This is a genomic window from Ottowia sp. VDI28, assembly GCF_049532675.1.
GTDB lineage: Bacteria > Pseudomonadota > Gammaproteobacteria > Burkholderiales > Burkholderiaceae_C > Ottowia.
Genome location: NZ_CP149820.1, coordinates 6,373,730 through 6,399,796, shown reverse-complemented (window position 1 = coordinate 6,399,796; position 26,067 = coordinate 6,373,730). Strand labels below are relative to the sequence as shown.

The 26,067-nt window shown below is 65.6% G+C and carries 20 protein-coding genes and 2 pseudogenes; 16 read left to right on the top strand and 6 right to left on the bottom strand.

All coding sequences use genetic code 11. The features are described 5' to 3' along the window. The first annotated feature begins 1 nt into the window (after position 1). From WJU18_RS30355 to WJU18_RS30300, 12 genes and pseudogenes are all read left to right on the top strand, one after another. A complete protein-coding gene (locus WJU18_RS30355) occupies positions 2-322 on the top strand; it encodes a hypothetical protein (protein WP_423457997.1) in 321 nt (106 codons plus the stop codon). Next, complete coding sequence (locus tag WJU18_RS30350) at positions 319-1,539, top strand: hypothetical protein (protein WP_423457996.1); 1,221 nt, start codon at positions 319-321, stop codon at positions 1,537-1,539. Before WJU18_RS30355 ends, WJU18_RS30350 begins: the two co-directional genes overlap by 4 nt. Next, on the top strand, positions 1,536-2,024 hold the full coding sequence (locus WJU18_RS30345; protein WP_423457995.1) for a hypothetical protein: 489 nt from the start codon (positions 1,536-1,538) through the stop codon (positions 2,022-2,024). Before WJU18_RS30350 ends, WJU18_RS30345 begins: the two co-directional genes overlap by 4 nt. Continuing rightward, positions 2,021-2,248 carry a hypothetical protein gene (locus WJU18_RS30340; RefSeq protein ID WP_423457994.1) on the top strand — a complete coding sequence of 76 codons (228 nt, stop codon included), beginning with the start codon at positions 2,021-2,023 and terminating at the stop codon, positions 2,246-2,248. The genes WJU18_RS30345 and WJU18_RS30340 overlap by 4 nt, the downstream gene beginning before the upstream one ends. 22 nt (positions 2,249-2,270) lie before the next feature. Then, positions 2,271-2,576 carry a hypothetical protein gene (locus WJU18_RS30335; protein WP_423457993.1) on the top strand — a complete coding sequence of 102 codons (306 nt, stop codon included), beginning with the start codon at positions 2,271-2,273 and terminating at the stop codon, positions 2,574-2,576. Continuing rightward, on the top strand, positions 2,573-2,992 hold the full coding sequence (locus WJU18_RS30330; RefSeq protein ID WP_423457992.1) for a Mor transcription activator family protein: 420 nt from the start codon (positions 2,573-2,575) through the stop codon (positions 2,990-2,992). Before WJU18_RS30335 ends, WJU18_RS30330 begins: the two co-directional genes overlap by 4 nt. Positions 2,993-3,596: 604 nt before the next feature. After that, positions 3,597-4,118 carry a sigma-70 family RNA polymerase sigma factor gene (locus WJU18_RS30325; RefSeq protein ID WP_423457991.1) on the top strand — a complete coding sequence of 174 codons (522 nt, stop codon included), beginning with the start codon at positions 3,597-3,599 and terminating at the stop codon, positions 4,116-4,118. 148 nt (positions 4,119-4,266) lie between these two features. Then, the gene (locus tag WJU18_RS30320; protein WP_423457990.1) at positions 4,267-5,313 is read left to right on the top strand and encodes a FecR family protein; all 1,047 of its coding nucleotides are present in this window, start codon (positions 4,267-4,269) and stop codon (positions 5,311-5,313) included. 46 nt (positions 5,314-5,359) lie between these two features. Continuing rightward, positions 5,360-6,154, top strand: a pseudogene (locus tag WJU18_RS30315) (TonB-dependent receptor plug domain-containing protein); the annotation flags it as partial. A 937-nt stretch (positions 6,155-7,091) separates the two neighbouring features. Further along, the gene (locus WJU18_RS30310) at positions 7,092-7,853 is read left to right on the top strand and encodes a TonB-dependent receptor (RefSeq protein ID WP_423457989.1); all 762 of its coding nucleotides are present in this window, start codon (positions 7,092-7,094) and stop codon (positions 7,851-7,853) included. A 26-nt stretch (positions 7,854-7,879) separates the two neighbouring features. Further along, positions 7,880-8,152, top strand: a complete 273-nt coding sequence (locus tag WJU18_RS30305; protein ID WP_423457988.1) for a hypothetical protein — start codon at positions 7,880-7,882, stop codon at positions 8,150-8,152. After that, the gene (locus WJU18_RS30300; protein WP_423457987.1) at positions 8,149-9,753 is read left to right on the top strand and encodes a PepSY-associated TM helix domain-containing protein; all 1,605 of its coding nucleotides are present in this window, start codon (positions 8,149-8,151) and stop codon (positions 9,751-9,753) included. The genes WJU18_RS30305 and WJU18_RS30300 overlap by 4 nt, the downstream gene beginning before the upstream one ends. Positions 9,754-9,758: 5 nt before the next feature. Here WJU18_RS30300 and WJU18_RS30295 read toward each other — a convergent pair whose 3' ends face one another. The 6 genes and pseudogenes from WJU18_RS30295 to glnE all read right to left on the bottom strand — a co-directional run bounded on the left by WJU18_RS30295 (position 9,759) and on the right by glnE (position 20,934). Further along, the gene (locus WJU18_RS30295; protein ID WP_423457986.1) at positions 9,759-11,252 is read right to left on the bottom strand and encodes a PglL family O-oligosaccharyltransferase; all 1,494 of its coding nucleotides are present in this window, start codon (positions 11,250-11,252) and stop codon (positions 9,759-9,761) included. A gap of 29 nt (positions 11,253-11,281) precedes the next feature. Then, positions 11,282-11,890 (bottom strand): hypothetical protein, encoded by a 609-nt coding sequence (locus WJU18_RS30290; RefSeq protein ID WP_423457985.1) that lies wholly within the window; start codon positions 11,888-11,890, stop codon positions 11,282-11,284. Continuing rightward, the gene (locus WJU18_RS30285; RefSeq protein ID WP_423457984.1) at positions 11,887-14,988 is read right to left on the bottom strand and encodes an efflux RND transporter permease subunit; all 3,102 of its coding nucleotides are present in this window, start codon (positions 14,986-14,988) and stop codon (positions 11,887-11,889) included. The genes WJU18_RS30290 and WJU18_RS30285 overlap by 4 nt, the downstream gene beginning before the upstream one ends. Positions 14,989-15,079: 91 nt before the next feature. Then, entirely contained in the window at positions 15,080-16,168 is a 1,089-nt protein-coding gene (locus WJU18_RS30280) for an efflux RND transporter periplasmic adaptor subunit (protein WP_423457983.1), read from the bottom strand. 322 nt (positions 16,169-16,490) lie between these two features. Then, on the bottom strand, positions 16,491-17,945 hold the full coding sequence (locus WJU18_RS30275) for an efflux transporter outer membrane subunit (protein WP_423457982.1): 1,455 nt from the start codon (positions 17,943-17,945) through the stop codon (positions 16,491-16,493). A gap of 213 nt (positions 17,946-18,158) precedes the next feature. Continuing rightward, positions 18,159-20,934: pseudogene (glnE, locus tag WJU18_RS30270) on the bottom strand (bifunctional [glutamate--ammonia ligase]-adenylyl-L-tyrosine phosphorylase/[glutamate--ammonia-ligase] adenylyltransferase). Positions 20,935-21,084: 150 nt separating this feature from the next. On the opposite strand from glnE, the gene WJU18_RS30265 reads away from it, so the two are divergent. Genes WJU18_RS30265 through WJU18_RS30250 form a run of 4 tightly spaced genes read left to right on the top strand, consistent with a single transcriptional unit; the run spans position 21,085 to position 26,028 of the window. Beyond that, entirely contained in the window at positions 21,085-22,125 is a 1,041-nt protein-coding gene (locus tag WJU18_RS30265; RefSeq protein WP_423457981.1) for a hypothetical protein, read from the top strand. A 47-nt stretch (positions 22,126-22,172) separates the two neighbouring features. Continuing rightward, entirely contained in the window at positions 22,173-24,392 is a 2,220-nt protein-coding gene (locus WJU18_RS30260; protein WP_423457980.1) for a YhdP family protein, read from the top strand. Beyond that, on the top strand, positions 24,389-25,207 hold the full coding sequence (locus WJU18_RS30255; protein ID WP_423457979.1) for a YhdP family protein: 819 nt from the start codon (positions 24,389-24,391) through the stop codon (positions 25,205-25,207). Before WJU18_RS30260 ends, WJU18_RS30255 begins: the two co-directional genes overlap by 4 nt. Beyond that, on the top strand, positions 25,204-26,028 hold the full coding sequence (locus WJU18_RS30250) for a carbon-nitrogen hydrolase family protein (protein ID WP_423457978.1): 825 nt from the start codon (positions 25,204-25,206) through the stop codon (positions 26,026-26,028). Before WJU18_RS30255 ends, WJU18_RS30250 begins: the two co-directional genes overlap by 4 nt. The last annotated feature ends 39 nt before the right edge of the window (positions 26,029-26,067 follow it).

Sequence of the window (26,067 nt, the reverse complement as noted above, 5' to 3'; positions counted from 1 at the left end):
GGTGCTGCTCGTGATCGCTGTTGCGATATTGGGCTTTATCGGGTTCATGACCTGGTATCAGCTTCGGCCTGAAACGGTTGCACAACGCAAGGCCGATGCGGACCGCATTGCTGCCGAAAGGCTCCCTCGGAAAGTCAACGAAGCCAACGGTTGCGAGGTGTGGGCATTCAAGCCCGGCGACCGGTGGCTCTATTTCACGCGCTGCGGCGCCAAAACCGAAACCACGAATGCTTGGAACGAATGCCACACCAGAACGGCGGGCAAGGTCACCAGCACCGTATGCACCCCCAAAACCGCCGTGATTACTCAGGAGCCGAAATGACCCTCACCGATACGATGAATGCTCAGTGCGCCATTTGTGGCGGCATAGGCGAGGTGTACGGCCATGCTGAAGACTGCACCGACGATCTTTGCGCTTTGAACGGGGATATCCACTCGTGCGCGGGCAAGGTTGAGATATGCGAATGTGTCGAGCGTCCTACCAGGAAGCTGCCTGCAATGCACGGCGTCGGCCGCGATGCGGAGAATCCGCAGACCTTGGTTGTCTATCTAAAGGCGCCGGCGTCCAATGATGAGCTTCGCGCAGTTCATGCAGCCCTTAGAGCCGAGGCGGTGCCAGTCGCTATATCGACTCCTGCGAAGCTCCCGTTTGGCATCATCGATCCGGACTACGCAACGGCCTATACCAAGGCTCGAATCGCGGCCTGGCAGTTCGGGTATGCCATCGCGTTGCATGGCAGCTTCACACGCGATCTCGATCTGATCGCTATCCCCTGGACCGACCACGCATGCGATCTTGAAACGTTGGTTCGTGGCATCGAATACCGCACGGGGTTGAAGCGCCAGGGACCGCCATCCGATAAGCCACATGGGCGCAAGGCTGTGTCGCTCCTGTTCCCGGGTTTTGAAGATCCGCGCTGGGTTGACCTGTCAATACTCCCGCGCGTTCCAGCGATATCTGCAGAGCCGCTTGTACGGTACTGCCCTGGTTGCGGCAGCGTCGGCCCTGTCGATTCCAAGTATCGCGACTGCTGCCCAGACGGCAACGAAGCTCGAATGATCCCGCAGGCGCTGGCCGAAAAGTGCAGGGACACCTTCAAAATCGCGGTTGGTGTTCTTACAACCGCTGAGAAGCCGGCGGCCATCGCGTTTAGAGACATGAGCACAGCCCCGAGGGATGGCTCGCTGCTGCGCTTGCTGGTGGAGTTTGAAGACGCACCACTTGACGACGACAACAGTGTGCCGCAGGTGACCATCGGCATGAACAACCTCGGCAACACGGGCGATGACGAATGGCAGTTTGCCGGATGGGACTGGAGCCACGATTGTTTCGCGCAAGGAACGGGCAAGCCGGTGGGTTGGCTGCCGCTGCTGAGTGATGCGGAGGCCGCTGCGGCTCCGAATGCCAAGGTGCGCTACGAAGTCACCTCAGTGAGGTATCTGGAGGGAGAGGTGGCACTGCGCGCGCTGAATGACGCCGAGGTGCCTCAAACCGTTGAGGCAGGCCAGGTGGTCGAGCTGCAGGAGGTGCAGCCATGATCAAGCTCACAGACCTCAGTGGCCGCGAACTGCATGTCGCTGTCAGCAGCGTCTTGCGCATTACCGAGGCAGGCCCAAGCTGCCAGTATCACGGCATTCGCGCCTATGTGAAAACCAGCTATGGCGATAGCTTGGAAGTGACCGAGACTGCAGCGGAGATCGCGCGCCGGATCAACAACTATGAAGTGGGTGCTCTTCAAGCTGAGATCGCCGGGCATGAGGCAGCAAATGGGCATCTCTCAACCCTGGTTGATGAACTCCGCGAGCTGCTGCAGGACGCCAAGCAGGCCATGACGGAATTGCACCAGGCCGCGATTCCTGATGAGGATGCTGAAGGCGTTCCGGCCATCATCCCGCCCGAGGCGTTCCACAAGTTCGTGGATGCCCACGCGCAGTTGTGCTTCTGCATGCACCAGCGCGGCCACAATCCGCCGAAGGAGCCGCAGGCGATTGCCGCCCAGGGCCAAGGAGGCATTGCAGCATGAACGTGCAAAAGCATTCCCACGGTTGCTGCGCAGACAAGGCGTGCAACGACAAGACCTGCATGGAGCTGCCCAGCGGAAAGACCTGCGGGCACTGCGTGCATGAATACAGGTGCTGCACGATCTTTGGACACACGCCATCCGACACCTATTGCGACTGGTTTCCCAGGCGATTCGCGGAAAAGTCCACGCACCGCCCTAACCAGGAGGCCCAACGCCGTGGCTGACTTGACCAGCCAAGAGCTCAATGTGCCTCTAGTTCCCACTGTGGCCCGTCTGTACGTCCAGAACGGCTACAGGAGAGCATCGACAAAGCCCGGCCCTGGCACTCCACTGGTGCAGCTCGCCGATGCGCAGGCAGCTATCGACGCGTGGCGTCAACGCGTTGAGCTGCGTCAAGTCGCCTTGGCTAAGTCCAGCAGCGAACGCGATCTTCTACTCGCTGCCGCGATTGAGGCGGCATGCGCGCTGTCTCAAGTCACTCCGACGCAGTGTTATCCCGAGGCCATCTCGGCCTACGCGAAGCTCCAAAGCGTCATTGCAATCCTCACATGAGCGACCTCGCCGCCGTCATCGATTCCGAGCTGCTGCCCAAGCTGCTGCGGGACTTCGAGCGCCTTATCGGGCTTGCGGCCACGCTTGACCTGGTGCGTGTCTATGGCGGCGTGCGCATCTTCATTCCTACCCCGGATCGTGCCAGTGACGATCACTCGATTGCGAAGGTGATCGGCCACAGCAAACTGCTCGCTCTGGCCGAGGTCTACGGCGGAGAGGCGCACTTCGCCGTGCCCAAGGCCGAGCAGGCTCTTCTGGCCGTCCGCAACGCCCGAATCGCGAAGGCCTACGCCACCCACAAGACGGCCCGTGAGCTGGCCGTCGAACACCGCCTGACCGAACGCCAAATTGAGCGAATCGTGGCGGCGGCGGGTGTCACCGCGCCTGTGGATAGAAGGCAGGCCACGCTGTTTTAAAGGGCTAGCGGGGCGGTTTTAAAAGCGTCCGAGTCCGTCAAAGTCGGACGTTGTGGACAAGACGGGCACCTCTCCCGGCAAGCGATTGATTTCATTGGAGTTTTTTAAGTTGGACGTACCGGCACCGCCTAATTCCCCAATGTCCGACTTCCTTCCGCGCTTCGAGAGGCTTTAAAACCGTCACCGCGCCAGGGCGACAGAAGTGGCGTCCCCAATGAAAACGGGGCTACAAGGCCCCGAAACCACTTTTTGCTACCCTGACCCCACCTCGGCCCGGAAATCGCCCATTTCGGCCGTTTTGGCCCCCGGCGATCCCATTCCGCGCCAAAGCGGCCGGAACCTCTCCAGGCCCCCGAATCGCCCGCAAACCCGCGCCAGCATTAGCGAGGGCCAAATTTATCCACAGCCCCCGCCGCGCCAAACCGGTCACCTCCCCACTTGCCTGGGCGAATCAAGCAGTCTGGCAGACGTGGCGCAGCAAGGCGGCCCAGCGGTCGGTTAGCCGGCGTCCTGAAGCTGATTTAAAATGATTCTCATTTCCAAACAATTCATCCACAGCATGCCGGCGTGATCACCGCTTGGTTCAGCCCGCCCGGTTCTTGCCATGCTCGAGCGCTTTTATCGCGAACTGCTGAACTTCCTGAATCGTCAAGTCCATGATCGCGATACCGCAGCAGACTTGGCACAGGAGAGCTACGCGCGTGTACTGGCGGCCCAGCACGCGGGGCGACCAGTGCTGGACGCGAGGGCCTTGCTCTACCGCACTGCCAAGAACCTGGTCATAGACCGGCATCGGCGGGCCGAATTCAGACGACACGAGAGCTTGGACACCGTGACTGAACCGGAAGATCAGCACGCCCCCGCCTATCTCCAACCCGAAGAAGCGCTGGCTTCCTATCAGACAGTGTCCGCCTATGCTCAAGTAATCGAGAACCTGCCAGCTCGTTGCCGGGAGGCTTTCGTGCTGCATATCATCGACGGACTGCCCCAGGCCGAGATTGCCAGACGCATGGGCATTTCGGTCAGCATGGTGGAAAAGCATGTGGTCCGGGGCACCCTGGCCTGCAGGCGTTGCGAGTATGTGCTCAATGGCACTGGCGGAAGGCCCGGTGGAAAAGGCCGCTAGCGGGTACTCGCGTAATCTTCCGAGGAGCCGCTTCAGCGGTTCGACGCCAGCGTCTATATTCCCCTTCTGTTCGCGTATGTCCACTACCCATTCACACGCCCATGATCGAACAGGCTCTGCGCCTGAAGAAAGCAGCGTGGGCGATCAAATGGATCGGGGTCAGAGGGAGGCGCTGGAGCTGGAGGCAGCTATCTGGGCGGTGCGCTGCCACGGCGGGCTGGATGAAAGAAGCCAGGCCCGACTGCAGGCCTGGCTGGACGCGGATTCCCGCCATGCCGCCGCGTTCGACGCGGTTCGCACCACGCTGCAAGGGGTGCGGCAGATGCCCGAGCGCGAAACGGCCAGATTGCGTGCCGGATTGCCCGGGCCGTCTGCTTCGCGTGCGCAACCGGCAAGCAGGCCGCCTCTCTGGCAGTCGCTCTTTCGGCCAATGCTTCCTAAGGCGGTCGTGGCGGCGGTGCTGTTCGCTTTGGTGGGGGGAGGATGGTTCGGGTGGTGGCTGCAGCCGACGTTCGAGCAATCCTATGCCTCGGAGCGTGGCCAACAGGTGAGGACCCTGTTGCCTGACGATGCGGTTGCGGGCAGCGCCCTTCATCTCGACACCTCCACGCGCGTTCAGGTGCGGTTCTTTCGCGACCGGCGCGAGGTGAAGCTGAACGACGGTCAGGTCATGTTCGCCATTCACCCGGACAAGAAGCGACCATTCCACGTACTTGCGGGCGATTTGAGGATCACCGTGGTGGGCACGCGCTTTTCCGTCCGGCACACGGCGTCGGGGATTGGCGCAGGGCATACGGTCGTCGCGGTTGAAGAAGGCCGCGTGCGGGTGGAACGCCAGGCGGCCCCGGCAACCGTCCCCACGCCCGTGGTCGAGCTGGCCGCGGGACAGATGCTGGAAGGCGCTGGCGACGTCAGTGGTGGCCTCGGGGCTGTGACGAGCATCGTTCCCGAGGCAGTGGCGCAGTGGCGCAATGGGCGTCTCAACTTCAATCAGACGCCTCTGAGCGAGGCCTTGGCGGAATTTGAGCGCTATGGCAATACCGGTCTCGTGGTGCGCGACCCGGCCGTGGCGGCCATGCCCGTGGGAGGGAGCTTTGGCCTGCGCCAGTACCAGCAGTTTGCCGAGTTCCTGCCGCAGATGCTGGCGGTGAGGCTGGTCCAGCGCGAAGGCGTCACGGAAATCGTCGCGCGCTAGTTTTTTTGATTTTTCTTTTCAAAGGAGGTGCGGATCAGCTGAACTCATGCGTCTTCAGCGGGTGGAGAGGAATCGTGCCATGGGCATGCCCCACCTTTGCCGATGGAGGAGTTACAGTCTTATGCGTCTTGCGTCTTTACCCTGCTTTCGTTTTGCCCCCTTGCCGCTGGCCGCGGCCTTCATGCTGGGGGCAGCCGCGAGCCAACCTATCGACGCGCACGCGCAGGCCCCGGCTTCCGCGACAGCCGTTCGCAGTTTCTCGATTGCGGCCCAGCCTCTGGCCAATGCCCTGAATGAATTGGCACGGCAAGCGGACCTGCAGTTGGGCTTTCCGGTCGCGCTGGTAGCCGGAAAAGCCGCGCCAGCTGTTTCCGGCCAGTTCACGGCGCAACAGGCCCTGGACCGGCTTCTCGCCGGCAGCGGGTTGCAAGGCATGGTGCGGGATAGATCAGTATTGATACAAGCTATTCCCGCGAACTCGACGGAGGTCGGCACATTGCCGACCGTGTCGGTGATTGCCTCGCCCGTCATGGACAGCCTGCCTCCGGCCTATGCGGGTGGCCAGGTGGCCAAAGGAGGGCGCGTGGGCATGCTGGGCAACCGCGACATGCTCGAAACCCCCTTCAGCACGACGCAGTACACGTCCCAGCTGATCGACGACCAGCAGGCGCAGACCATCGGGGACGTGTTGGTGAACGACCCCTCGGTGCGCAACACCTATGCCCGTGGCGCCGGCCGCGACGAGTTCAACGTACGGGGCTTCACGCTGTTCAACTATGACGTGTCCTACAACGGCCTTTACGGCGTCTCGCCGCGCAACGCGGTTTCTTTGATCGGGGTGGAGCGAGTGGAACTGCTGCGCGGCCCCAATGCGCTGCTCAATGGCATGGCGCCTTCCGGCTCAGTGGGGGGCAGCGTCAACCTGGTGCCCAAGCGGGCGGGGGCTGACCCGCTCAATCGCCTGACGCTCTCGTATGCCGATGATGGCCAGTTGGGGGTCCACGCCGACCTGTCACGCCGGTTCGGCCCCGATCAGCAATTTGGCGTGCGTTTCAATGCCGCCAAGCACTCGGGCGATACGCCCGTCAACGGCTCCAGCGAACGAGTGGATGCACTTGCTCTCGGCCTGGACTATCAGGGAGAACGCGTTCGGCTGGAGGCAGACTTCAACTACCAGGGGCGTGTTACGCATGGCCGCAGCAGCCTGCTGTTCCCCCCCGAGTCAGGCACGCCGATACCGGCAGCGCCCAACAACAAGCTCAACTTCCAGCCCCGCTGGAGTTACTGGGACGCTAAGGAACGGGCGGCCGTTGTGCGCGGCGAAGTGGACCTGGCTCCCAGGTGGGTGGCCTATGGAGCGATAGGCGCCATGCAGTATGACTTCGACAGCTTGCAGGCTTCCTCGCTGCTGCTGGACGATCAAGGCAACCTTGCCGCACGCCCTTACCGGCTCAAGGAATACGTGAACACCGGAACCGCTGAGGCCGGTGTGCGCGGCAAGTTCGAGACCGGCGCCTTGCCGCACGAACTCGTGGTCAGCGCCACCGGTTATTCGCAGAACAACGGGACGCTGCGGCAGAACGGCTCGATCTATCAGTCAAGCATTTACACGCCGGCAGACCCTGCCTTTCCAGGCATTCCCGTCGGAGACTCGATACCGCGCGTGGCCGAGACCCGCATGAGCAGCCTGGCGGTGGCGGACACGATTTTCCTGGTGGATCGCCGCTTCCAATTGACCCTGGGGGCACGCTACCAGTCGGTGCGTACGCGCTCCCTGGATGCGACGACGGGGGGAGTCCGGCCGTTACGACAAATCGGCTGTGACCCCCATGGCTGCGGTGATGTTCAAGGCCACCGATTCCATCTCGCTCTATGGCAACTACATCGAGGGACTGAGCCAGGGCGACACCGCGCCCGCGGGCACTGCCAACGCGGGCCAGGTGTTCGCACCATCCAAGTCAAGGCAGATGGAAGTGGGTGTCAAGTTCGATGCGGGCAGGTTTGCCACCACGGTCAGCCTCTTCCAGATCGAACGCCCCAGCAGCATGCTGGATACCAGCACCGATCTGCCGACATTCCGCATGAACGGACAACAGCGCAACCGCGGATTGGAGATTGTCAGCCAGGGTGAAGTCGCACGTGGCGTACGCCTGCTGGCTGGCATGGCTTATACGCAGGGCGTACAGACGAGGACTGAAGGCGGGCTCAACAATGGCCGCAGCTCGCCCGCCACGCCTCGCCTGCAGGCCAATCTGGGCGGTGAATGGGATGTCCCCTTCCTGCCAGGGTTGACCTTGACGGCCCGTGCGCTGCACACCGGCAAGCAGTACGTGGATGTGGCCAATACCCAGCATCTGCCGTCGTGGACGCGCATGGACCTCGGCGCCCGCTACCGCTTCACCGCGGGCGGGAAACCCGTGACCTTGCGCGCGTCCCTCGAGAACGCGCTGGACCGGAGCTACTGGCAGTCCGCCGCGCGCGCAGGCCTGACCATGGGGGCGCCGCGCACGCTGCTGGTTTCGCTATCGACGGACTTCTGATCGCATTCAGCGATCGCCATAACTTCGTGAACCGGACAAGCTTGTCATGGAGCACCGTCTCCCGCTCATTGGCTGGCGCCTTGGGCGGGTACGCGTTGGCGCAGATCCTGCCCGTCGCACTCGTCGCGGCCTGGAACCTGCCGCGCGCTGACGCGGTGCTGGCCGCCATGCTGCTCAGCTTTCCCGTCTACGTGGGGGCTTTCATGGCGGCCTTCGCGGCTCGCGATGCGCGCCGCGCCTGGGGAGTGCTCGGCCTGTGCGTCTTGGGCAGTGCCGGGGTGGCGTGGATATTTCTGTGACGCACCAGGGCCAAGCTTCGTCCCGGCCACCAGGTGAGGCTGCTGCCCGGCGCCTTTTTCGTCCATCCATGGACGGCGTGCACACCTGGGCGGGTCTTTTGTTTGGCTGGCTGCTGTATTTCATGTTCGTCACGGGCACGGTTGGGTACCTCGATACCGAGATTGACCGCTGGATGCGGCCCGAGCTTCCGCAAGCCCAGTATTCACTGCCGCGCGAGGAGACGGCGCAACATGCGCTTGATTTCCTCCAGAACCAGGCTCCCACCGCCCATCGCTGGACGCTGCAGCTCCCTGTGGATCGCAACGAGCCCTATCTGCGAGTCGAGTGGCAACCGCAGGGGGCCGGGCAGGCAACGCAGTCCGCATGGCTGGATGCGCAGACGGGTGCGCCCATCGCGGTACGCGACACAGGCGGCGGGCAGACGCTTTACCAGATGCACTGGCGGCTGCACTATCTTCCGCAGGCGGTCACCGATGGCGTGGTGGCCGTTGCTTCCATGGCGCTGTTGCTGGCACTGCTCACGGGTATCGTCGTACACCGGCGTTTCTTTGCCGACTTCTTCACATTGCGCCTGGGCAAGGGGCAGCGCTCGTGGCTGGATGCGCACAACATGGCCAGCGTGTTCACCTTGCCTTTTCAGTTGATGATCAGCTATTCGGGGCTGGTCTTCGTGATGTTTTCGTTCATGCCGTTGATCGCCAGCGCCTGGTATGGTCCACCGCCTGGCGCCGTGCGTGCCTTTTATGGCGAGCTCTTTCCTCCGATGGCCGTCGCACCTGCGACCGGCGAACGCGTTGCCCAAGCGCCCATCGCCGGATTGCTGCAGCAGGCCCGGTCACGTTGGGGCGGTGCGCAGCCAGCCGTGCTGGACATACGGCACCCGGGCGATTCGAACGCGCGCGTCAGCGTCATTGGGAACTTCGCGGCGGGCCCTGTGCGCTCCACGGACATTCTGGTATTCGACGGTGTCAGTGGCCGCGTGCTGGCCGAGCGTCCGGCATGGCAGTCGGTGCCCAGGGCCTCGCGCGATCTGCTTCTAGGCTTGCACGAGGGCCTGTTCGCGGGTCCTATCGTGAGGTCGATGTACGTGCTTTCAGGCTTTTTGGGCTGCGCCATGATCGCCACGGGTATGGTGTTGTGGGCATTGAAACGCCGTCAGCGCGCGGAGCGCAGGAGGGCCGCGACCACCTCGGGCCTGGCGCTGGTGGAACGCCTCAACGCTGCGGTGGTGTTAGGGCTTCCCATTGCCCTGGTAGCCTACTTTTGGGCCAATCGTTTGCTGCCGGTCGACATGGACCAGCGCGCGCAATACGAGGTTCATGTGCTGTTCGGGGTATGGTTGGCCATGTTTGCTCATGCGGCATGGACCGCGCCGGGGCACGCATGGCGTGCGCAGGCATGGGCGGCGGCGCTGGGATTCGGCGCCTTGCCCGTGCTCAACCTGATCACCACGAACCGCCACCTGGGCCACTCCCTGCCTGCAGGGGATTGGGCGATGGCCGGCTTCGACATGGCATGCCTTGTACTAAGCTTCGGGTTCGCTGGAGCGGCATGGGCGCTGAAGAGCCAACGACAAAGAGCTAGAAGCGTGCGCGGCTAGGTCGGCTACTGGCGCAGACCCTGAAGGACGCGGGCGTTGTCTTGCGTCCATTCCTTGTACTCGTCCGGAAACGCGGCCTTGAAGCGCGCCATGTGGGCCAGGGCCAGCTCGTCCTGGCCGAGCAGGGAGGCACACTCGATCACCTTGATGATGGTGCTGGATTCAGGTGAGAAATGCAGGGCGGCGAGGGCGGTGGGCAGCAGGCGGGCGGCGGTTTCGCGGGTAGCGGGGCGGGTGGTGGTTTCGGCGAAGGCCACCACGTCGGAGAACAGCCAGGACTGCTGCGCTTTGGCCAGCGTGTTGTCGCGATAGGCGGGCGAGCGGTCTTCGCGGGCCATGAAAAGCTGGCTGATGCGATGGTAATCCCACGCGGTGTAGGCCACGGCCACCAGCACGGCTGCCGCGATGGCGTTGCGCCACCAGGGCCTTGCCGTCAGCTCCGCCGCGGCATGCCGCGGGCGCCACAGCAGCCAGACACAGAGGATGGCCGCGATCTGGAACGGCCCATACCACAGCGGATACTCGACCATGCTGTGGATGCCGATGACGCCCAGCACGCTCCAGGCCAGTTGCCGGGATGCATCCTGCTCTTGCCACAGGCGTCCGCGCCATAGCAGCCAGGCGGTGAGCGCGCAGGCCAGCAGCGCTAGCGGTACGCCGAGCTCCACGGCCAGATGCAGCGGCAGGTTGTGCGCGTTGTCCAGGATGTGGCAAAAGCGCGGGCCGTCGTAGAGGGTGATGTAGTGGGCGTAGTCCAGCTCACCCCAGCCCCAGCCGAGCCAGGGCTTGAGGGAAATCAGGTGCAGCACGTTGTGCCACAGGATCAGCCGGCTGCCGCAGGTGGATTCGGCGGTGCGCAGGCGCTCGACCATGTCCCGCCCGGCCACGCCTTCGCTGCTCTGGATGAGCGCTGGCCAAGCCAGTGCCGCCACCAGGTAGATGCCCAGCGCCGCGCCGGCCAGCATCAGGCGCGTACGGCCACCCGGCTGTGAGCGAGACCACCACAGTACCAGGGCGCCCAGCAGGATGAGCTCGACCAGGCCTACGCGCGAGGCCGTGGCAGCGAGCGCCACCAGCAGCAAGGCACTCATCCAGGAGGCATGGAACTTGTTGAGATGCTGGCGCTGAAACAGCCAGCGCAAGGCCAGCAGGCCAATCGCGAGCAGCGAAGCCAGCTGGTTGGGCTGGCGCAGGTTGCCGAACGCCTGCCCTGGCTGCGCCTGGTTGACCAAGGGGTAGAACAGCGTTTCCAGATCGAAATACTGCAGCAGCGCGATCACACTGCTGATCAGGGCCGCCGCCAGCCAGCCGGACGCAGCGATAGTGGCGCCGTTCTCCAGCGCCCGGCCCTCCCGGTCATGCGCCGGCCATACCGTGATCAGCAAGGCGCCGGTCACGGCGGAGACCAGGTAGGGAACCATGCCGGCCGAGGGTCCCGCTGTCAGGGGCCAGAGCCAGGGCAGGGCAACGAGAGCGGCGCAGAGCAGTCGGATCGGCATCAAGTGATTGTGAGGGTCTGTCGGGGCGACTAGTTTCGAATTGTCGCGATCACTTGCAGCACCAATGCCATCAGCGCTCCTGCGGCTGCACCGGTCAGGTGAGCGGCGTAGACCACGTTGAACCCCCAACCGGTGTCAAAGCCCACGGGCATGTCCCAACCGTGCTCTAGTGCCAGCTTGAACAGAAGGCCGGCGGCCAGCCATTGGCCGATCCGCTGGGTGGAGGGTTCAGCGATCGCGCGCAAAGCCAGAATGGCTGCCGCGGCATGTATGAGGCCGGAGAGCCCATAAAACCCGCCCACCTGGGGCCATAGGAGCAGCCCCAGCGTGGCAAGGGGCCATGCCAGCAGCAGGGCGAGCGCATCGCGCGGCCGGGCCGAGAGCATGGAGCCTAGGGCTGCCATGGCCGCGAGGGTGAGCCCATTGGCAAGGGCGTGGGCCAGCATGAAATGCTCCAGCGGCGCGGTCCAGAGGGTCCAGGGCGCGGCGTGCCAGCTGTCCGCCCTCCAGGCCAGATGCTGCGGCGAGGCCAGGCCTTGCACGGCGGCCAGCCACGCCAGGGCGCTGGCCGCCATCAGCAGCACACAGGTCAGCGTCCAGGCGCGTGGATGGGCAGAGGATTCGGATGCGGGGTTCAAGTAGGAGAGTGTGCCTCACGCCGGCCGCGGAAAAGCCGTCCTGTCCATTGCGCCACATCGTCGATCCACACGAACACCGCCGGGATCACCAGCAAACTCAGGAACGTGGAGGTGATGAGCCCGCCGATGACCGACACCGCCATGGGCGAGCGGAAGCTCGGATCGGCCGAGCCCCAGCCGAAGGCCACCGGCAGCATGCCGGCCCCCATGGCGAGCGTGGTCATGACGATGGGCCGAGCGCGTTTGTGGCAGGCATCCATCAGCGCGTCGAAGCGGCTCATGGGGGCGACGGCGGGCTGCCCGTCATGGGCTGGATGCCCGCGCCGCGCCATGATGGCGTATTCCACCAGCAGGATGGAGTTCTTGGTGGCGATGCCCATCAGCATGATCAGGCCGATCAGCGAAGGCATGGAGAAGCCCTTGTGCGTGAGCAGCAACGCCACGAAAGCGCCGCCCAGCGAAAGTGGCAGTGCCGCCAGGATCGTGACCGGGTGCAGCACGTGGTGGAACAGCAGTACCAGCACGATGTAGATGCACAGCACGCCTGTGAGCATGGCCAGGCCAAAGCCCAGGAAGAGTTCGGCCATCACTTCCGCATCGCCCACTTCCACCACGCGCACGCCGGGAGGCAGGTTTTTCACGGAGGGCAGTTCCTTGGCCTTGGCCGCGATGTCGCCCAAGGGCTGGCCTGACAGCTCGATCTCCATGTTCACATTGCGCGCGCGGTCATAGCGGTTGATGATGGCGGGGCCGCCGCTGTAGCTCAGTGTGGCCACTTGCCCCAGCGGCACGGGGCCCTTGGCGCCGGGCACGGCCAGGCGCGAGAGCAGATCGAGGTCTTTGCGCGCGGCATCCTCCAGCTTGACCACGATCGGTATCTGGCGCTGCGCCAGGTTGAGCTTGGGCAACTGCGCATCGTAGTCGCCGAGCGTGGCCACGCGCAGCGTGTCGGCCATGGCGGCGCTGGTCACGCCCAGATCGGCGGCGCGGGCAAAATCAGGGTGCACGGCTATTTCCGGCCGGATCAGGCTGGCGGTGCTGGTGATGCTGCCGAGGCCGGGCAGCCCCCGCAGATCGCGCTCGACGGCGCGGGCGGCGCTGAGCAGCGCTTGCGGCTCATCACCTTGCAGCATCAGGATGTATTTTTCGCCCGAGCCGCCCAAGCCGACCTTGCTGCGAATGCCGGGGATCTCGGCCATGGCCTGGCGGATGTCCTTCTCGATCACCTGCTTGCGGGGGCGCTCACCGCGCACGCTCAGCTGGATGGTGAGCGTGGCCTTGCGGACATCGGCGCCGCCTTGCGCGAACGGATCGCCCCCCGCCGCTCCGCCGCCGATGGTGGTGTACACGCTCTTGACGTGGCTGTTCTTGACCAGCAATTGGCGCGCCTGCTCGGCTACCTGCTCGGTTTGAGGCAGGGTGCTGCCGGGCGGCAGCTCCAGGTAGACCTGGGTCTGCGAGTTGTCATCGGGCGGGATGAAGCCCGTGGGCAGCAGCGGGATCAGCGCGACCGAGGCGAAAAAGAAAACGCCCGCGCCCAGCATCGTCCAGTAGCGGTGGCGCACGCACCAGCTGGCCCAGTGGCCGTAAATAGTGAGCCAGCGCGGCTCCTTCTCGGCCGTCACGATCGGCTTGAGCATGTAGGCCGCCATCATCGGCGTGAGCATGCGCGCCACCACGAGGCTGGCGAAGACCGCCAGCGCCGCCGTCCAGCCGAACTGCTTGAAGAACTTGCCGACAATGCCGCTCATGAAGGCGGTAGGCAGAAACACCGCGATCAGGGTGAACGTGGTGGCGATCACCGCCAGGCCGATTTCGTCGGCCGCTTCCATGGCCGCCTGGAAGGGCTTTTTGCCCATGCGCAAGTGGCGCACGATGTTTTCCACCTCCACGATGGCATCGTCCACCAGAATGCCGACCACCAGGGAGAGTGCCAGCAGGGTGACCACGTTGATCGAGAAGCCGAAGAAGTACATGCCGATCAGCGCCGGCAGGATCGACATCGGCAGCGCCACCGCGGATACAAAAGTGGCGCGCACATCGCGCAGGAAGAGCCACACCACGAGCACCGCGAGCAGCGCGCCTTCGCCCAGCATCTGCAGCGACGCGTGGTATTCCTCTTCCACCGGGGTGACGAAGTCGAACGCTTCGGTGATGCGCATCCCGGAGTGCGTGGCTTCCATTTCCTTCAGGGCTTTGCGCACGCCCGCACCCACCTCGACCTCGCTGGCGCCGCGGCTGCGCGCGACCTCGAAGCCGACCACTGGCTGCCCGTTCAGCAGCGCGGCGGCGCGAGGCTCGGCGATGGTGTCGGTGACCGTGGCCACCTGATCGAGGCGGATATTGCGGCCGTCCTGCAGCGCCAGGGGCATGGCGCGCAGCTCGTCGGCCGAGCCCACGGTGGCCAGCGTGCGTACCGGCTGCTCGCCAGTGCCCAGATCGATGCGGCCGCCGGCGCTTTCGAGCTGCACCTGCCTGAGTTGCCGAGACACTTCGGCCGCCGTCATGTCCAGGGCCTGCAGGCGCAGCGGATCGAGGGCGACCTCCACGCGGCGCTCGACGCCGCCCACCCGGTTGACGGCGCCCACGCCAGGCACCGCGAGCAGGCGCTTGGCGATGTCGTTGTCGACGAACCAGGACAGATCGGCATCGTTCATGCGCGGCGAGGCCACGGTGTAGGCCAGCACCGGCTGGCCGGCCAGATCGAGCTTGGTGACAATCGGGTCGCGAAGATCGCCCGGCAGATCGGCGCGCACGCGCGAGATGGCCGAGCGCACGTCGTCCACCGCTTCCTGTACCGGTTTTTCCAGGCGGAACTCGACCATCAGTGCCACCGAGCCATCCTGGATGGTGGTGTAGATGTGCTTCAGGCCCTGGATGGTGGCGATGCTGTTTTCGATCTTGCGTGCGACCTCGTTCTCGAGCTGGCCCGGCGTGGCGCCAGGCAGCGCGGCCACGACGTTCACGGTGGGCAGGTCGAGGTCCGGGAAGTTCTGCACCTTCATCGAGTGGAAGGCGAACAGGCCGCCCAGCGCGAGCAGCACGAACAGCATCAGGGCCGGTACCGGATTCCGGATGGACCAGGCGGAGACGTTCATCTGAATGGCTCTTTTTTCTATTTGGTGGCGCTGGCGGCGGCGCTCGTGGCGGAAGCAGGCGCGGCGGATACCTGCACCAGATCACCATCGTTCAGGAAGCCGGCGCCCCGCACCGCCACGGGCTGGCTGGCATCCAGGCCCTGCTTGATCTCGATGCGGCCTTGGGCGATGCGGCCGGTCTGCACGCGCACCAGTTGCGCGCGCTTGTCGTCTCCCACGCGCAGGACGTGGGCAAAGCCGTCGCGCATGACCACGGCTTCCTGCGGCACCGTGAGCGCCTCGCTCTTGCCCAGCTCGAAGCTGCCGCGTGCGAACATGCCGGCCCGTGGGACTGCTTGCCCCGAGGACTGGGCCTTGCCCGATCCGCCCCCCGAGGGGGCAGGTCGACATAGACCAGACCGTAGCGCGTTTTGGCGTCCACCGTGGGGGCCAACTGGCGCACGGTGCCGGCCACCTGGGCGCCGCCGGGCAATTCGATCTGAACCGATTGGCCGGCATGCACGCGCGCAAGGTCTTCGGCGGTGACTTCGGCTCGCCATTCGAGCCGGCCGCGCCGCACCAGGCGGAACAGCTCGGTGCCGGAGGCCGACACCTGGCCGACCGTGGCCGGGCGGGCCGAAATGACGCCGTCATCCGGCGCCAGTACCTGGGCATTGCGCAGGCGCAGGCCCTGGCTGGCCACCACGGCCCGGGCGGCATCGGCGCGCGCGCGGGCGGTTTTCTCTGCGGTGAGATATTGGTTGATCTGCTGTTGGCTCAAGGCGCCGCTGGAGGCCACCGCTCGGGCACGCTCGGCGTTGCCGGCGGCGTCCGCCGCAGCAGCCTCGGCCTCGGCCAGGCTGGCGCGTGCCTGCGCCTCGTCCTGCCGGACCGGCGCGGCGTCGTAGGTGGCCAGCACCTGGCCCTTCTTTACCACGTCGCCCACATTCACGCGCACGTCAGCCAGGCGCAAGCCTGGCACGTCGGCGCCGATGCTGGCTTCCTGCCAGGCCGCAATGCTGCCGTTGGCCGACAGCGTATCGGCCAGCGAAAGGCGCTGCGGTTTCTCGGCGGTGATGGTGAGCACCGGACGCGGCGCGCTGGCGGCGGCTTGCGGGGCGTCGGCGGCTTTCTTGTCGCCACCGCAGGCGGCCAGCAAGGTAGCCAGGGCGAAGGCGCAGAGGAGTTGGACGGATTTCATGAGCTGGTTGGTCGACGAGTTTTTGGGCTTGGCGCCCTCTCCCAGAGGGCCAAGGTATCTACACATCTTTAGATTTCATCTCCGTCATTCCCGCGCAGGCGGGAATCCAGGGAAAAGACGCGCGGATACCCAACATGGTTTGCAGTGGCTTTAGCAGAACTGGGATTGAAAGCGAGTGTTTTTGCTGGCGTAGCGCCACGTAACCCTGGATTCCCGCCTGCGCGGGAATGACGGGAAAAGATGTGCAGATACCCATGCCCAGTGGGAGCGGGAGAGAACTCCCCGACCCTCCCGGAAGGCCGGGATGAGGGTATGCGCCGTTTCACGGTGCCTGCCACCCGCCGCCTGCAGCCCGATACAGCGCCACCCAGGCGGCTTGCTGATCGTGCTTCAAATTTTGTAGCAAATTCTGCGCGGCCAGCAGATTGCGCCGCGCTTCTTCCAACTGCACGAGGCTTGCCATGCCTTGGCGATAGAGGGCTTGTGTGCCATCGAAAGACTGCTGGTAGCCTGCCACGGCGGCACGGGCGTCCTCGGTACGGCTTTCCGCATCGGCGCCCTGGACCAGGGCCGTTTCGACTTCCTGCACGGCCTGGCGTACCTTGCCCTTGTAGTTGGCCACCGCTTCGTCGTAGCGGGCGCGGGCTGCCCGGGTGCCCGCGGCGATGCGTCCGCCGTCGAACAGTGGCAGATTCAAGGCCAGCGGTCCGAACGACCAGACGCCAAGACCGCCACTCATGCCCTGTGAACGTAGCTGCATCCGGCTGATCGAGCCGCCCAGGCTGAGGGAGGGCCAGCGTGCGGCTTCCGCCGAATCGATTTCCGAGCGCGCCGCGAGTATTTCGCGCTCGGCCGCCCAGATGTCGGGGCGCTGACGCAGGGCATCGGCCGGGATCGAGGCCACGCTGAGCGCGGTATCGCTGGCCTGGCTGAGTGAGGCCCCCGCATCCAGCGGCGCGACCTGCGAACGTAAGCGCGCTTCATCTTGCCCCGTCAGGGCAACCAGTGCCTTGATTTGCGAATCGCACACCGTGCGTTGCTGCCTCGTACGGGCCCGGCCTTCCGCGGCGCTGGCTTCGGCCAGTGCCGTGGTGGCCGGCGCGGTGAAGCCCGCATCTCGGCTGATGACGGCCAGGCGCGCCGTTTCCGTGCGCGAGTTTCCATCGCGCTCAGCCGTGGCCAGAAGCGATTGGCACAGGCGCAAGCTGTAGTAGCCGCTGGCCACATCTGCCGCCAGGGATACCCGGGCCAGGTGCGCCAACGCCTCGGCGCCTTCACGCCGGTGTTCTGCGGCATCCAGCAGCGCCTGCCGCCGGCCGAACAAGTCTATTTCCCAACCCGCCTGAAGGCCGACCTGCATGGTGGTGACCACGGGCGGGGCCGTCCCTTCGCCCACCGAAGACAGGCTCTGGCTATTGCCCCGGCTGGCATTGGCGCCGAGATCGAGCCTGGGCATGAGTTCGGCTTGGCTGGCCGCGGTTTGCGCACGAGCCTGTTCCACGCGGGCTTGCGCTGCCGCCAGGGTGGGGCTGTCCGCCAGTGCGGCCTCGACGAGCGCCGACAGCACCGGATCGTCCCGCTGCTGCCACCAGTCCTTCAGCGTCTGCAGGCGGCCGCCATGCGGCAGCGGCGCTTGCCAGGCGGCGGGCACGATGTCGGCGAGAGGCTCTGGCGGGGGCGGGCGTGAGGCCGCACAGCCCGCGAGCAAGATGGCAATGACGCCAAGGGCGGAGAGTCGGGGAAAAAGACGTAAAGGAGAAGATGGGGTCGGCGACATGAACCTGCGAGCATATGTGTACGTCGTCCACAACGCAAGAGTCAGAAAGATTCGGATGTGAGAGAGCGTTGTTTTCTGCGCGTCATGCCCTTCGCCACCGTCATTCCCGCGCAGGCGGGAATCCAGCGACAGCGCCTGCAGGATGCACTGGATTCCCGCCTGCGCGGGAATGACGGAGATGTGGGGAGATGGTGGCGGTACAGGAGCGCGCGTCTACGGCTTCCCGAAGACGGCTTCCCAGAGCGCTTCGATGGCTGCGCGCTCACCGGCCAGGCTTTCCGGGACAACCTGAGTCGGTTCTTCATTCAGCCGCGCCTGGTGTTGCACCCGGCGCAACGCGCGGTAAGCGTCGGCAGCAGCGCTGCCGATGCCCGGTGGCAGCAGGCCCGCATCCTCGGCAATCCGCAGCAGCGTGATGTTGCCCCTGTTCGGCCTGAGCTCGGGATGCACGTCGCTGTGCGCCAGCACCAGGTATTGCACGGTGAACTCCGCATCGACCATGCCGCCGGGGCTGTGCTTGACATCGAACAGGCCGGTCTTCACGGGCCGGGCCTTGCGCATTTTCTCGCGCATGGAGATGACTTCGGCTTTCAGCGCCTCGTCGTTGCGCGGGGCAGTAATGACGGCCAGGCGAACGGCCTCGAAGCGCTCGGCCATGCCGCTTTCGCCGCAGACGAAGCGGGCGCGGGTCATGGCCTGGTGCTCCCAGGTCCAGGCGGTGTTGCTGCCGCGCTGCTGCTGGTAGTCGGAATAGGCCTCGAAGCTGGTGATCAGCAGGCCTGAATTGCCGTTGGGCCGAAGCGCGGTGTCGATCTCGAACAGATCGCCCTCGCCGGTCTTCACCGTGAGCCAGTTGATCAGCTTGCGCACAAAGACCGAGTAGACCTCGGGCGCGGATTCGTCTTCGTCGTCGAACACGAACACGATGTCCAGATCGCCGCCGTAACCCAGCTCCTTGCCGCCCAGCTTGCCGTAACCGATGATGCCGAAGCGGGGTTCGTCGCGGTGGTGCTGCTTCAGGCGCACCCAGCACCAGCGGGTGGTGAGCCGCAAGATGGCATCGGCCAGGGCGGAAAGGTCGTCGGCGACCTGTTCCACGCTCAACTGGCCTTCCACGTCACGCACCAGGGTGCGGAAAACCTCCGCATGGTGGGCGCGGCGCAGCAGGTTGAGGAGGTTTTCCTCGTCGTCCTCGCCGGTTCGGGCCAGGGCGGCGCGGCGGTCCTCCAGCTCGCGCTCGAACACGGCAGGCTCGAACCGCGTGCTCAGCAAGGCCGGGCCGGCCAGCTCATCGATCACGCCCGGGTGCTGCAGCAGGTAGCGCGCGGGCCAACGCGCCGTGCCCAGCACGCGCAGCAGGCGCTCGTGCACGGCGGGGCGCTCCAGCAAGAGAGCGAGGTAGCTCTCGCGGCGCAGCAGGGGCTCTACCCAATCCGCCATGCGCAGAACCGCTTCGCTGGACACGCGTCCTTCGCTCAGCCACTCGGCGGTGCGCTGCATCAGGCGCCGCAGGCGCGCGCGCGCGCCTTCACGCAGCGCCAGCATGCGCGGGTGCTCGCGCCATTGTTCGAGGCGCTCGCGTACCGTGCCGGGGAAGAGGTCCAGCACGGCATCGAAATCGGCCGCTGGCTCCTCCGTGAGAGGGCCGCCGCCATTTTCCCCTTGCGGCAGTTCTTGCAGGGGGCGTCGGCACCCAGCAGGCGGTCGAACTCCTGCGCCACGAACTCGCGGTGAGTGTCCAGTTCGCAGAGAAAAGCGCAACTGCCCTCATAGCCCATGCTCTGCGCGATCCACTCGAGATCGGTGTCGTCGGTGGGCAGCACGTGGGTCTGCTGGTCGTCCAGGTACTGGATGCGGTGCTCGACCCGGCGCAGGAACACATAGGCCCGTGCCAGGGCATCGGCGGTGTCCTGGGGCATCAGGCCGGCGCGCGCCACCCGCTCCAGTGCCTCGAGCGTGGGGCGCGTGCGCAGTTCGGGGAATTGCCCGCCACGCACGACCTGCAGCAGTTGCACCGTGAACTCGATCTCGCGGATACCGCCGCGCGAAAGCTTGACGTCATTGGCGCGTTCGGGCCGGCCGGCGCTGCGTTTGGCCGCATGGTCGCGGATCTGCTGATGCAGCGCCCGCAGCGAATCGAACACGGCGTAATCGAGGTACTTGCGGAAGACGAAGGGCAGGACCACGCCGCGCAGGGACTGGGCCGATCCGTTCTCGATACTCGGGCGCGGGGCCACCACGCGGCTCTTCAGCCAGGCGAAGCGCTCCCACTCGCGGCCCTGCACCAGCATGTACTCCTCCAGCGCTTCGAGCGAGCACACCGTGGGGCCGGAGTTGCCGTTGGGCCGCAGCGCCAGATCGATGCGGAACACGAAGCCGTGCTCGGTGGTGTCGCCGATCAGGCCCTGGATCAGCTTGACGGCGCGGGTGAAGTATTCGTGTGCCGAGATGCGGCCGCGGCCATCGGGCGTACCCGTGGTTTCGCCCTCTTCGTCGTAGATGTAGATCAGGTCGATGTCGCTCGACACGTTCAGCTCGCGCGCGCCGAGCTTGCCCATGCCGATCACCCACATCTGGGTGCGCTGGCCGTTTTCGGCCAGGGGCGCGCCGTGGCGCTCGTCGAGCTGCGCGCAGGCTTCCCGGGAGGCGATATCGAGCGTGACTTCAGCCAGTTCGGTGATCGCCCGGGTGATAGTGGCGAGCGGCGCCCCCTGTTCGCAGTCGAGTACCACCAGGCGCTCCACCACCAGTTGGCGCAGGACGCGCACGGCTTCGCCGGTGGCGTAGCCGCGCGCGGCCAGCGCGTCCAGGCAGGCCAGCATGAGGTCGCGCGTGGGCGGCCCGGGGGCAGCAAGGGCAGTTCGCCCTCGTACCGGCGCCTCAGGCGCTGCACCAGACGCGAATGCTTGGCGCTGCTCGGCAGCCCCTGGAAATCAGTTAACAAAGTTTCACGCTCGCCGCAAGAACCTTGCTCGTCAGCACGGGTCATAATTTCTCTCATAGGACCTGCGCAAAAAGGGTTTCACCATTCCCGCCTGTGGGGGAATGACAGCACTGCATAAGTCCGGTCTCAGTAAACACGCTCTTAAAGCCGTTGGTTCAATCGTCTATCAAAATCGCCGCCACCCTGACACGCTGGGTGTTGCGTGCCATTTGCGCGCTGCTGATTCTCGTGCTGCTGGCTTGGGGAGTTTTTCACTGGGTCATTGTGCCGCGAATCGACGAGTTTCGCCCTCGGCTGGAAAGAATGGCCTCGCGCGCGGCATCCGCGCCAGTCACCATCGGCGCCATCGAGGCCGAGTCGAACGGCCTTGTTCCCTCGGTCGCCCTGCGCGATGTGCGCGTGCAAGACCCTTCCGGCCGCACTGGTTTGAGGGTGCCGCGCGTGCTGGCGGCGTTTTCGGTGCTGTCGCTCAGCAAGGGCGAGCTGGAGCAGCTTGTCATCGACCGGCCGGAGCTGGAGCTGCGCCGCACCGCGGACGGCCGCCTGCTGGCCGGGGGCATCGATCTCTCGGGCGATGCGTCCGCAGGGGCGGAAGGAGCGGACTGGTTTTTTTCACAGCCCGAATTCGTCGTGCAAGGGGGCAGCGTGCGCTGGGTCGACGAGCAGCGCCCCGCACCTCCGGTGCAGCTTTCCGATGTGCAGATCGTCGTCCGCAACGGCTACCGAAGCCACCAGATGCGGCTGGATGCCACCCCCGAAGCCTCATGGGGTGACCGTTTCACGCTGATCGGGCGGTTCCGCCAATCCATTTTCTCGCGCCACCCTGGCCAGTGGCGAGGCCCGAACGGCTGGGATGGCGAGGTGTTCGCCGAGTTTGGCCGTGCCGACGTGTCGCAGTTGCGCCAGTACGTTGATCTGAAGTCCGACTGGGGGGTGGATCTGCAGGCGGGGCGGGGTGCCCTGCGCTTGTGGGCCGACGTCAAGCGCGGGCTGCTCGCGGGCGCCACCGCCGACGTGGCCCTGGCCGATGTGTCGGCCACTTTTGGGCCGAAGCTGGAGCCGCTGGCCTTCGCCTCGCTCACCGGCCGTCTGGGCTGGCGGGATTCCGGGGCCGGCATGGAGATGAGCACGCGCGATCTGCATTTCGTGGATGCCGACGGCCTTTCCTGGCCGGGCGGCAATGTACGCTTCAACTACCGCGATGGTGGCGGCGGCGCGCCTTCCGGGGAGATCTGACGGGCGGCCAGCTCGATCTTGCGGCTCTGGCCAAGATCGCGCGGCGCTTGCCCCTGCCCGCGGCGGTGGGCGAACGGCTGGCCGAACACCCGGTGCGTGGGCTGATCGAACACGTGGAAGCTCGCTGGAGCGGCCCGCTGGATGCTCCTCAGGATTGGCGGGTGCAGACCAAGGTCAGCGGCCTCGCGGTGGGCGCCCGCCCATTTCCTCCGCGCCCGGACGGCGTTCCGGTCGAAGGTGTTCCGGGCATCGAAGGGGCCACGGTGGAGCTGCAGGCCACGCCCTCTGGGGGTACGGCCAGCTTGGCCGTGAAAGATGGCGCGCTCGAATTCCCGGGCGTATTTGCCGAACCGCGCATCCCGGTGGCCGAGTTCAAGGCCGCCACGCGCTGGCGCGTGAAAGACCAGCAGATCGTCCTGGATGTCGACCAACTGGCGCTGCGCAACCAAGACCTCACCGGCAGCTTCAAGGGGCGTTGGCAAACCCTGCCGGGCCAGCAGGGTGCCAAGCGTTTCCCGGGTTTTCTCGATCTCACGGGCGCTTTCAGCCGAGCCGACGGCGCGCGCGTGTACCGCTACCTGCCCCTGGGCATTCCCGCCGATGCGCGCGATTACGTGCGTCATGCCATCCGCAAGGGCGACGCGCGCGACGTGGCAGTGCGCATCAAAGGCGATCTGTACAAGGTGGGCGATCATCCGCCCGAGCCCGGCAGCGAGTTCCGCTTCGCCGGCCAGGTGAGCGGCGTCACCATGGCCTATGTGCCGCGCATGCTCCAGCACGAGGGTGAAGCTCCCTGGCCGGCGCTGGAAGGCCTGGCGGGCGAGCTGATCTTCGATCACAACACCATGCAGGTCAAAAATGCCAGCGGCCGTGTGCAAGGCCACCCGGGCTGGCAGTTCACGCGTGTGCAGGCCGGCATCGCCGATCTGACCGATACGCGCGTGCTGGTGGAGGCCGAAGGGCGTGGGACCCTGGCATCGGCGCTGGGCATTGCCAATGCCTCACCGGTCGGTGGCTTCATCGGGCACGCGCTCGACAAAGCCACGGCCAGCGGAGACGCCACCTTGCGTCTCAAGCTGGATCTGCCGGTCGCGCATATCGAGAAAGCCAAGGTGGAAGGCCGTGTCACCCTGGCGGGCAATGACTTGCGTATCACACCCGATACCCCGCAACTGGCCCAAGCCCAAGGCGCGGTCGCTTTCAGCGACACCGGTTTCAGTATCGAGGATGCACGGGCCCGTGTGCTGGGCGGGGAGGCTCGTCTGTCGGGCGGCACGCCGACCGGCAAGGCCTCGGACGGGCATGGCCGCTCGCCGGTGGAGCTCCATGTGGCGGGCACTGCGAGCGCAGAGGCCTTGCGTGAGATGACCGAATGGGCGCCTTTGCCTTCGGTGGCGCGCCAGATCTCGGGCAGCACCGCATACGAGGCGCGCATCGGGTTTCACTCCGGCCAGCCCGAGGTACTCGTGACCAGCAACCTGCTCGGCGTCGCCCTCGATCTGCCCGCGCCGCTGACCAAACCGGCGGACGCCACGTGGCCTCTGCGTTTTGAAAGCGGCCCCGTGGCGGGCACCGAAGGCCGCACCCGTTTTCGTTTTGCTTTGGCCGACGAGCTTCTTGTGGAATATGAGGAAGACCGCGAGCGCGAGGGTGGCGCAAGCCATGTGCGGCGGGGCGTGATCGGTGTCGGGGCGCAGGCGTTGCCGCAATTGGCGTTGCCCACCAGCGGTGTGATGGCTCGCCTGCAGGCCCCTCGTCTGGACGTGACGGCCTGGAACGAAGCGCTTTCGAGCATGTTCAGTGGCGGCCAGCCGAGTGAGGCAAGTGCCCCCAGCGACAGCGCTTTCATGCCCAGCGTGTGGTCGCTGCGCACCCAGGAGCTCGTGCTGAATGACCGCACTCTGCACGACATGACCGCCAAGGGCACGCGCGAAGGCCGTGTCTGGCGCGCCGACGTGCAGGCGCGCGAGCTGGCGGGCCGCCTGGATTACACCGAAGACGCGAGCGGCCGTGCCAGCAAGCTGGTGGCACGGCTGTCGCGCCTGTCCATTCCGGCGCATACGGAGCCTGCCGGTGCCGAGCATGCGAAAGCCGAAGCGCAGGGCGCACCGGCACCGTCCTCGTCTGCCGGGCAGATACCTTCGCTCGACATCGTGGCCGATGACTTCGAACTGCGCGGCAAGAAGCTCGGCCGGCTGGAGGTCAATGCCATCAACCACGACATCGCCTCTGCGAAACAAGGGGGGCGTTGCAGGCATGGGAGTTGAGCAAGCTGGTGGTGAGCATGCCGGAGGCTGTTTTCAGTGCCACCGGGCGTTGGGACGCCCAGGGGCGCGGCCCGGTGCGGCCGCCGGATTCAAAGGCCTCCCAGGCCCCGCAGGCATCCAACGCGAAGCAGGATCTGCGCAGCACCACACTGGATTTCAAGCTCGACATTCGTGACGCAGGCGCCCTGCTGACGCGCTTCGACATGCCGGGCGTGCTTGCGCGAGGCCAGGGCGAGCTGCATGGTGATCTGAGCTGGCGCGGCACGCCCCTTTCGCCGCACTACTCCAGCATGGCGGGCCAACTCCATGTGGACGTGGGAGCGGGGCAGTTCCTCAAGGCCGATCCTGGCGTGGCCAAGCTGCTGGGCGTGCTCAGCCTGCAGGCCCTGCCGCGCCGCCTGACACTGGATTTCCGGGATCTCTTTTCCACCGGTTTTGCCTTCGATTTCGTGCGCGGCGACGTCCGCATCGCCCAGGGGGTGGCCCACACCAACAACCTGCAGATGAAAGGCGTGAATGCCGCCGTATTGATGGACGGCCGCGCCGACATCGCCAATGAAACGCAAGACCTGCGGGCGGTGGTGGTTCCGGAGATCGACGCCGGTACCGCAGCGCTCGTGGCAACCGCGATCAACCCCGCCATCGGGCTGGGTACTTTCCTGGCACAGTTGGTGCTCAAGCGGCCGCTGATCCAGGCCAACACCCAGGAATTCCACGTGGGCGGAAGCTGGGACAATCCGACAGTGAAAAAACTCGACCATCCCTCGCAAGACGCTTCACAGAGCTCCGAGCGCTCTACGAAAGGGAAACCATGAAAGTCGCCGCTATCCAGATGGTGTCGTCCACCCGGCTGGACGACAACCTGAACACCGCCCATGCCCTGCTGGCCCAGGCCGCCAACGCTGGCGCGGAGCTGGCCGTGCTGCCTGAGTACTTCTGCATCATGGGCCAGCGCGATACGGACAAGCTGGTCCTTCAGGAGACGCTGGGCAGCGGCCCGATCCAGGATTGGCTGGCGAGCACGGCCCATGAACTGGGCCTGTGGGTGGTTGGTGGAACGCTGCCGCTCTCATGCGAGCCGCGTGAAGACAAGCTCGTGCGCAATGCATCTCTGGCCTTCAACCCGCAAGGCGAACGCGTGGCCTGCTACGACAAGATCCACTTGTTCAAATTCGACGACGGTACGCGTACTTACGACGAAGCCGCGGTGCTGCGGCGCGGCACGGAGCCCGTGCATTTCGATCTTCCTTCGCGCGACGGCCACCGCTGGCGCATCGGCATGAGCGTCTGCTACGACCTGCGCTTTCCCGAGCTGTACCGTGCGTACGCGGCCGCCAGTTGCGATGTGCTGCTGGTGCCCAGCGCTTTTACCTACGTCACCGGCCAGGCGCACTGGGAGGTTCTGCTGCGCGCCCGCGCCATCGAGAACCTGAGCGCCGTGGTGGCCGCGGCGCAGGGGGGCACCCATGAGAACGGCCGCCGCACCTGGGGCCATTCCATGGTGATCGATCCATGGGGGCAGGTGCTTTCCCTGCAAGCCGAGGAGGCGGGCGTGGCGCTGGCCGAACTCGATGCCGCCGCGCTCGCGCAGCGCCGTGTCAATCTACCCGCGCTCGGACATCGTGTGGTCAGGTAATTTCGAACCCGTACCCCGCTGGTGGCAGGTCAAGCAGGA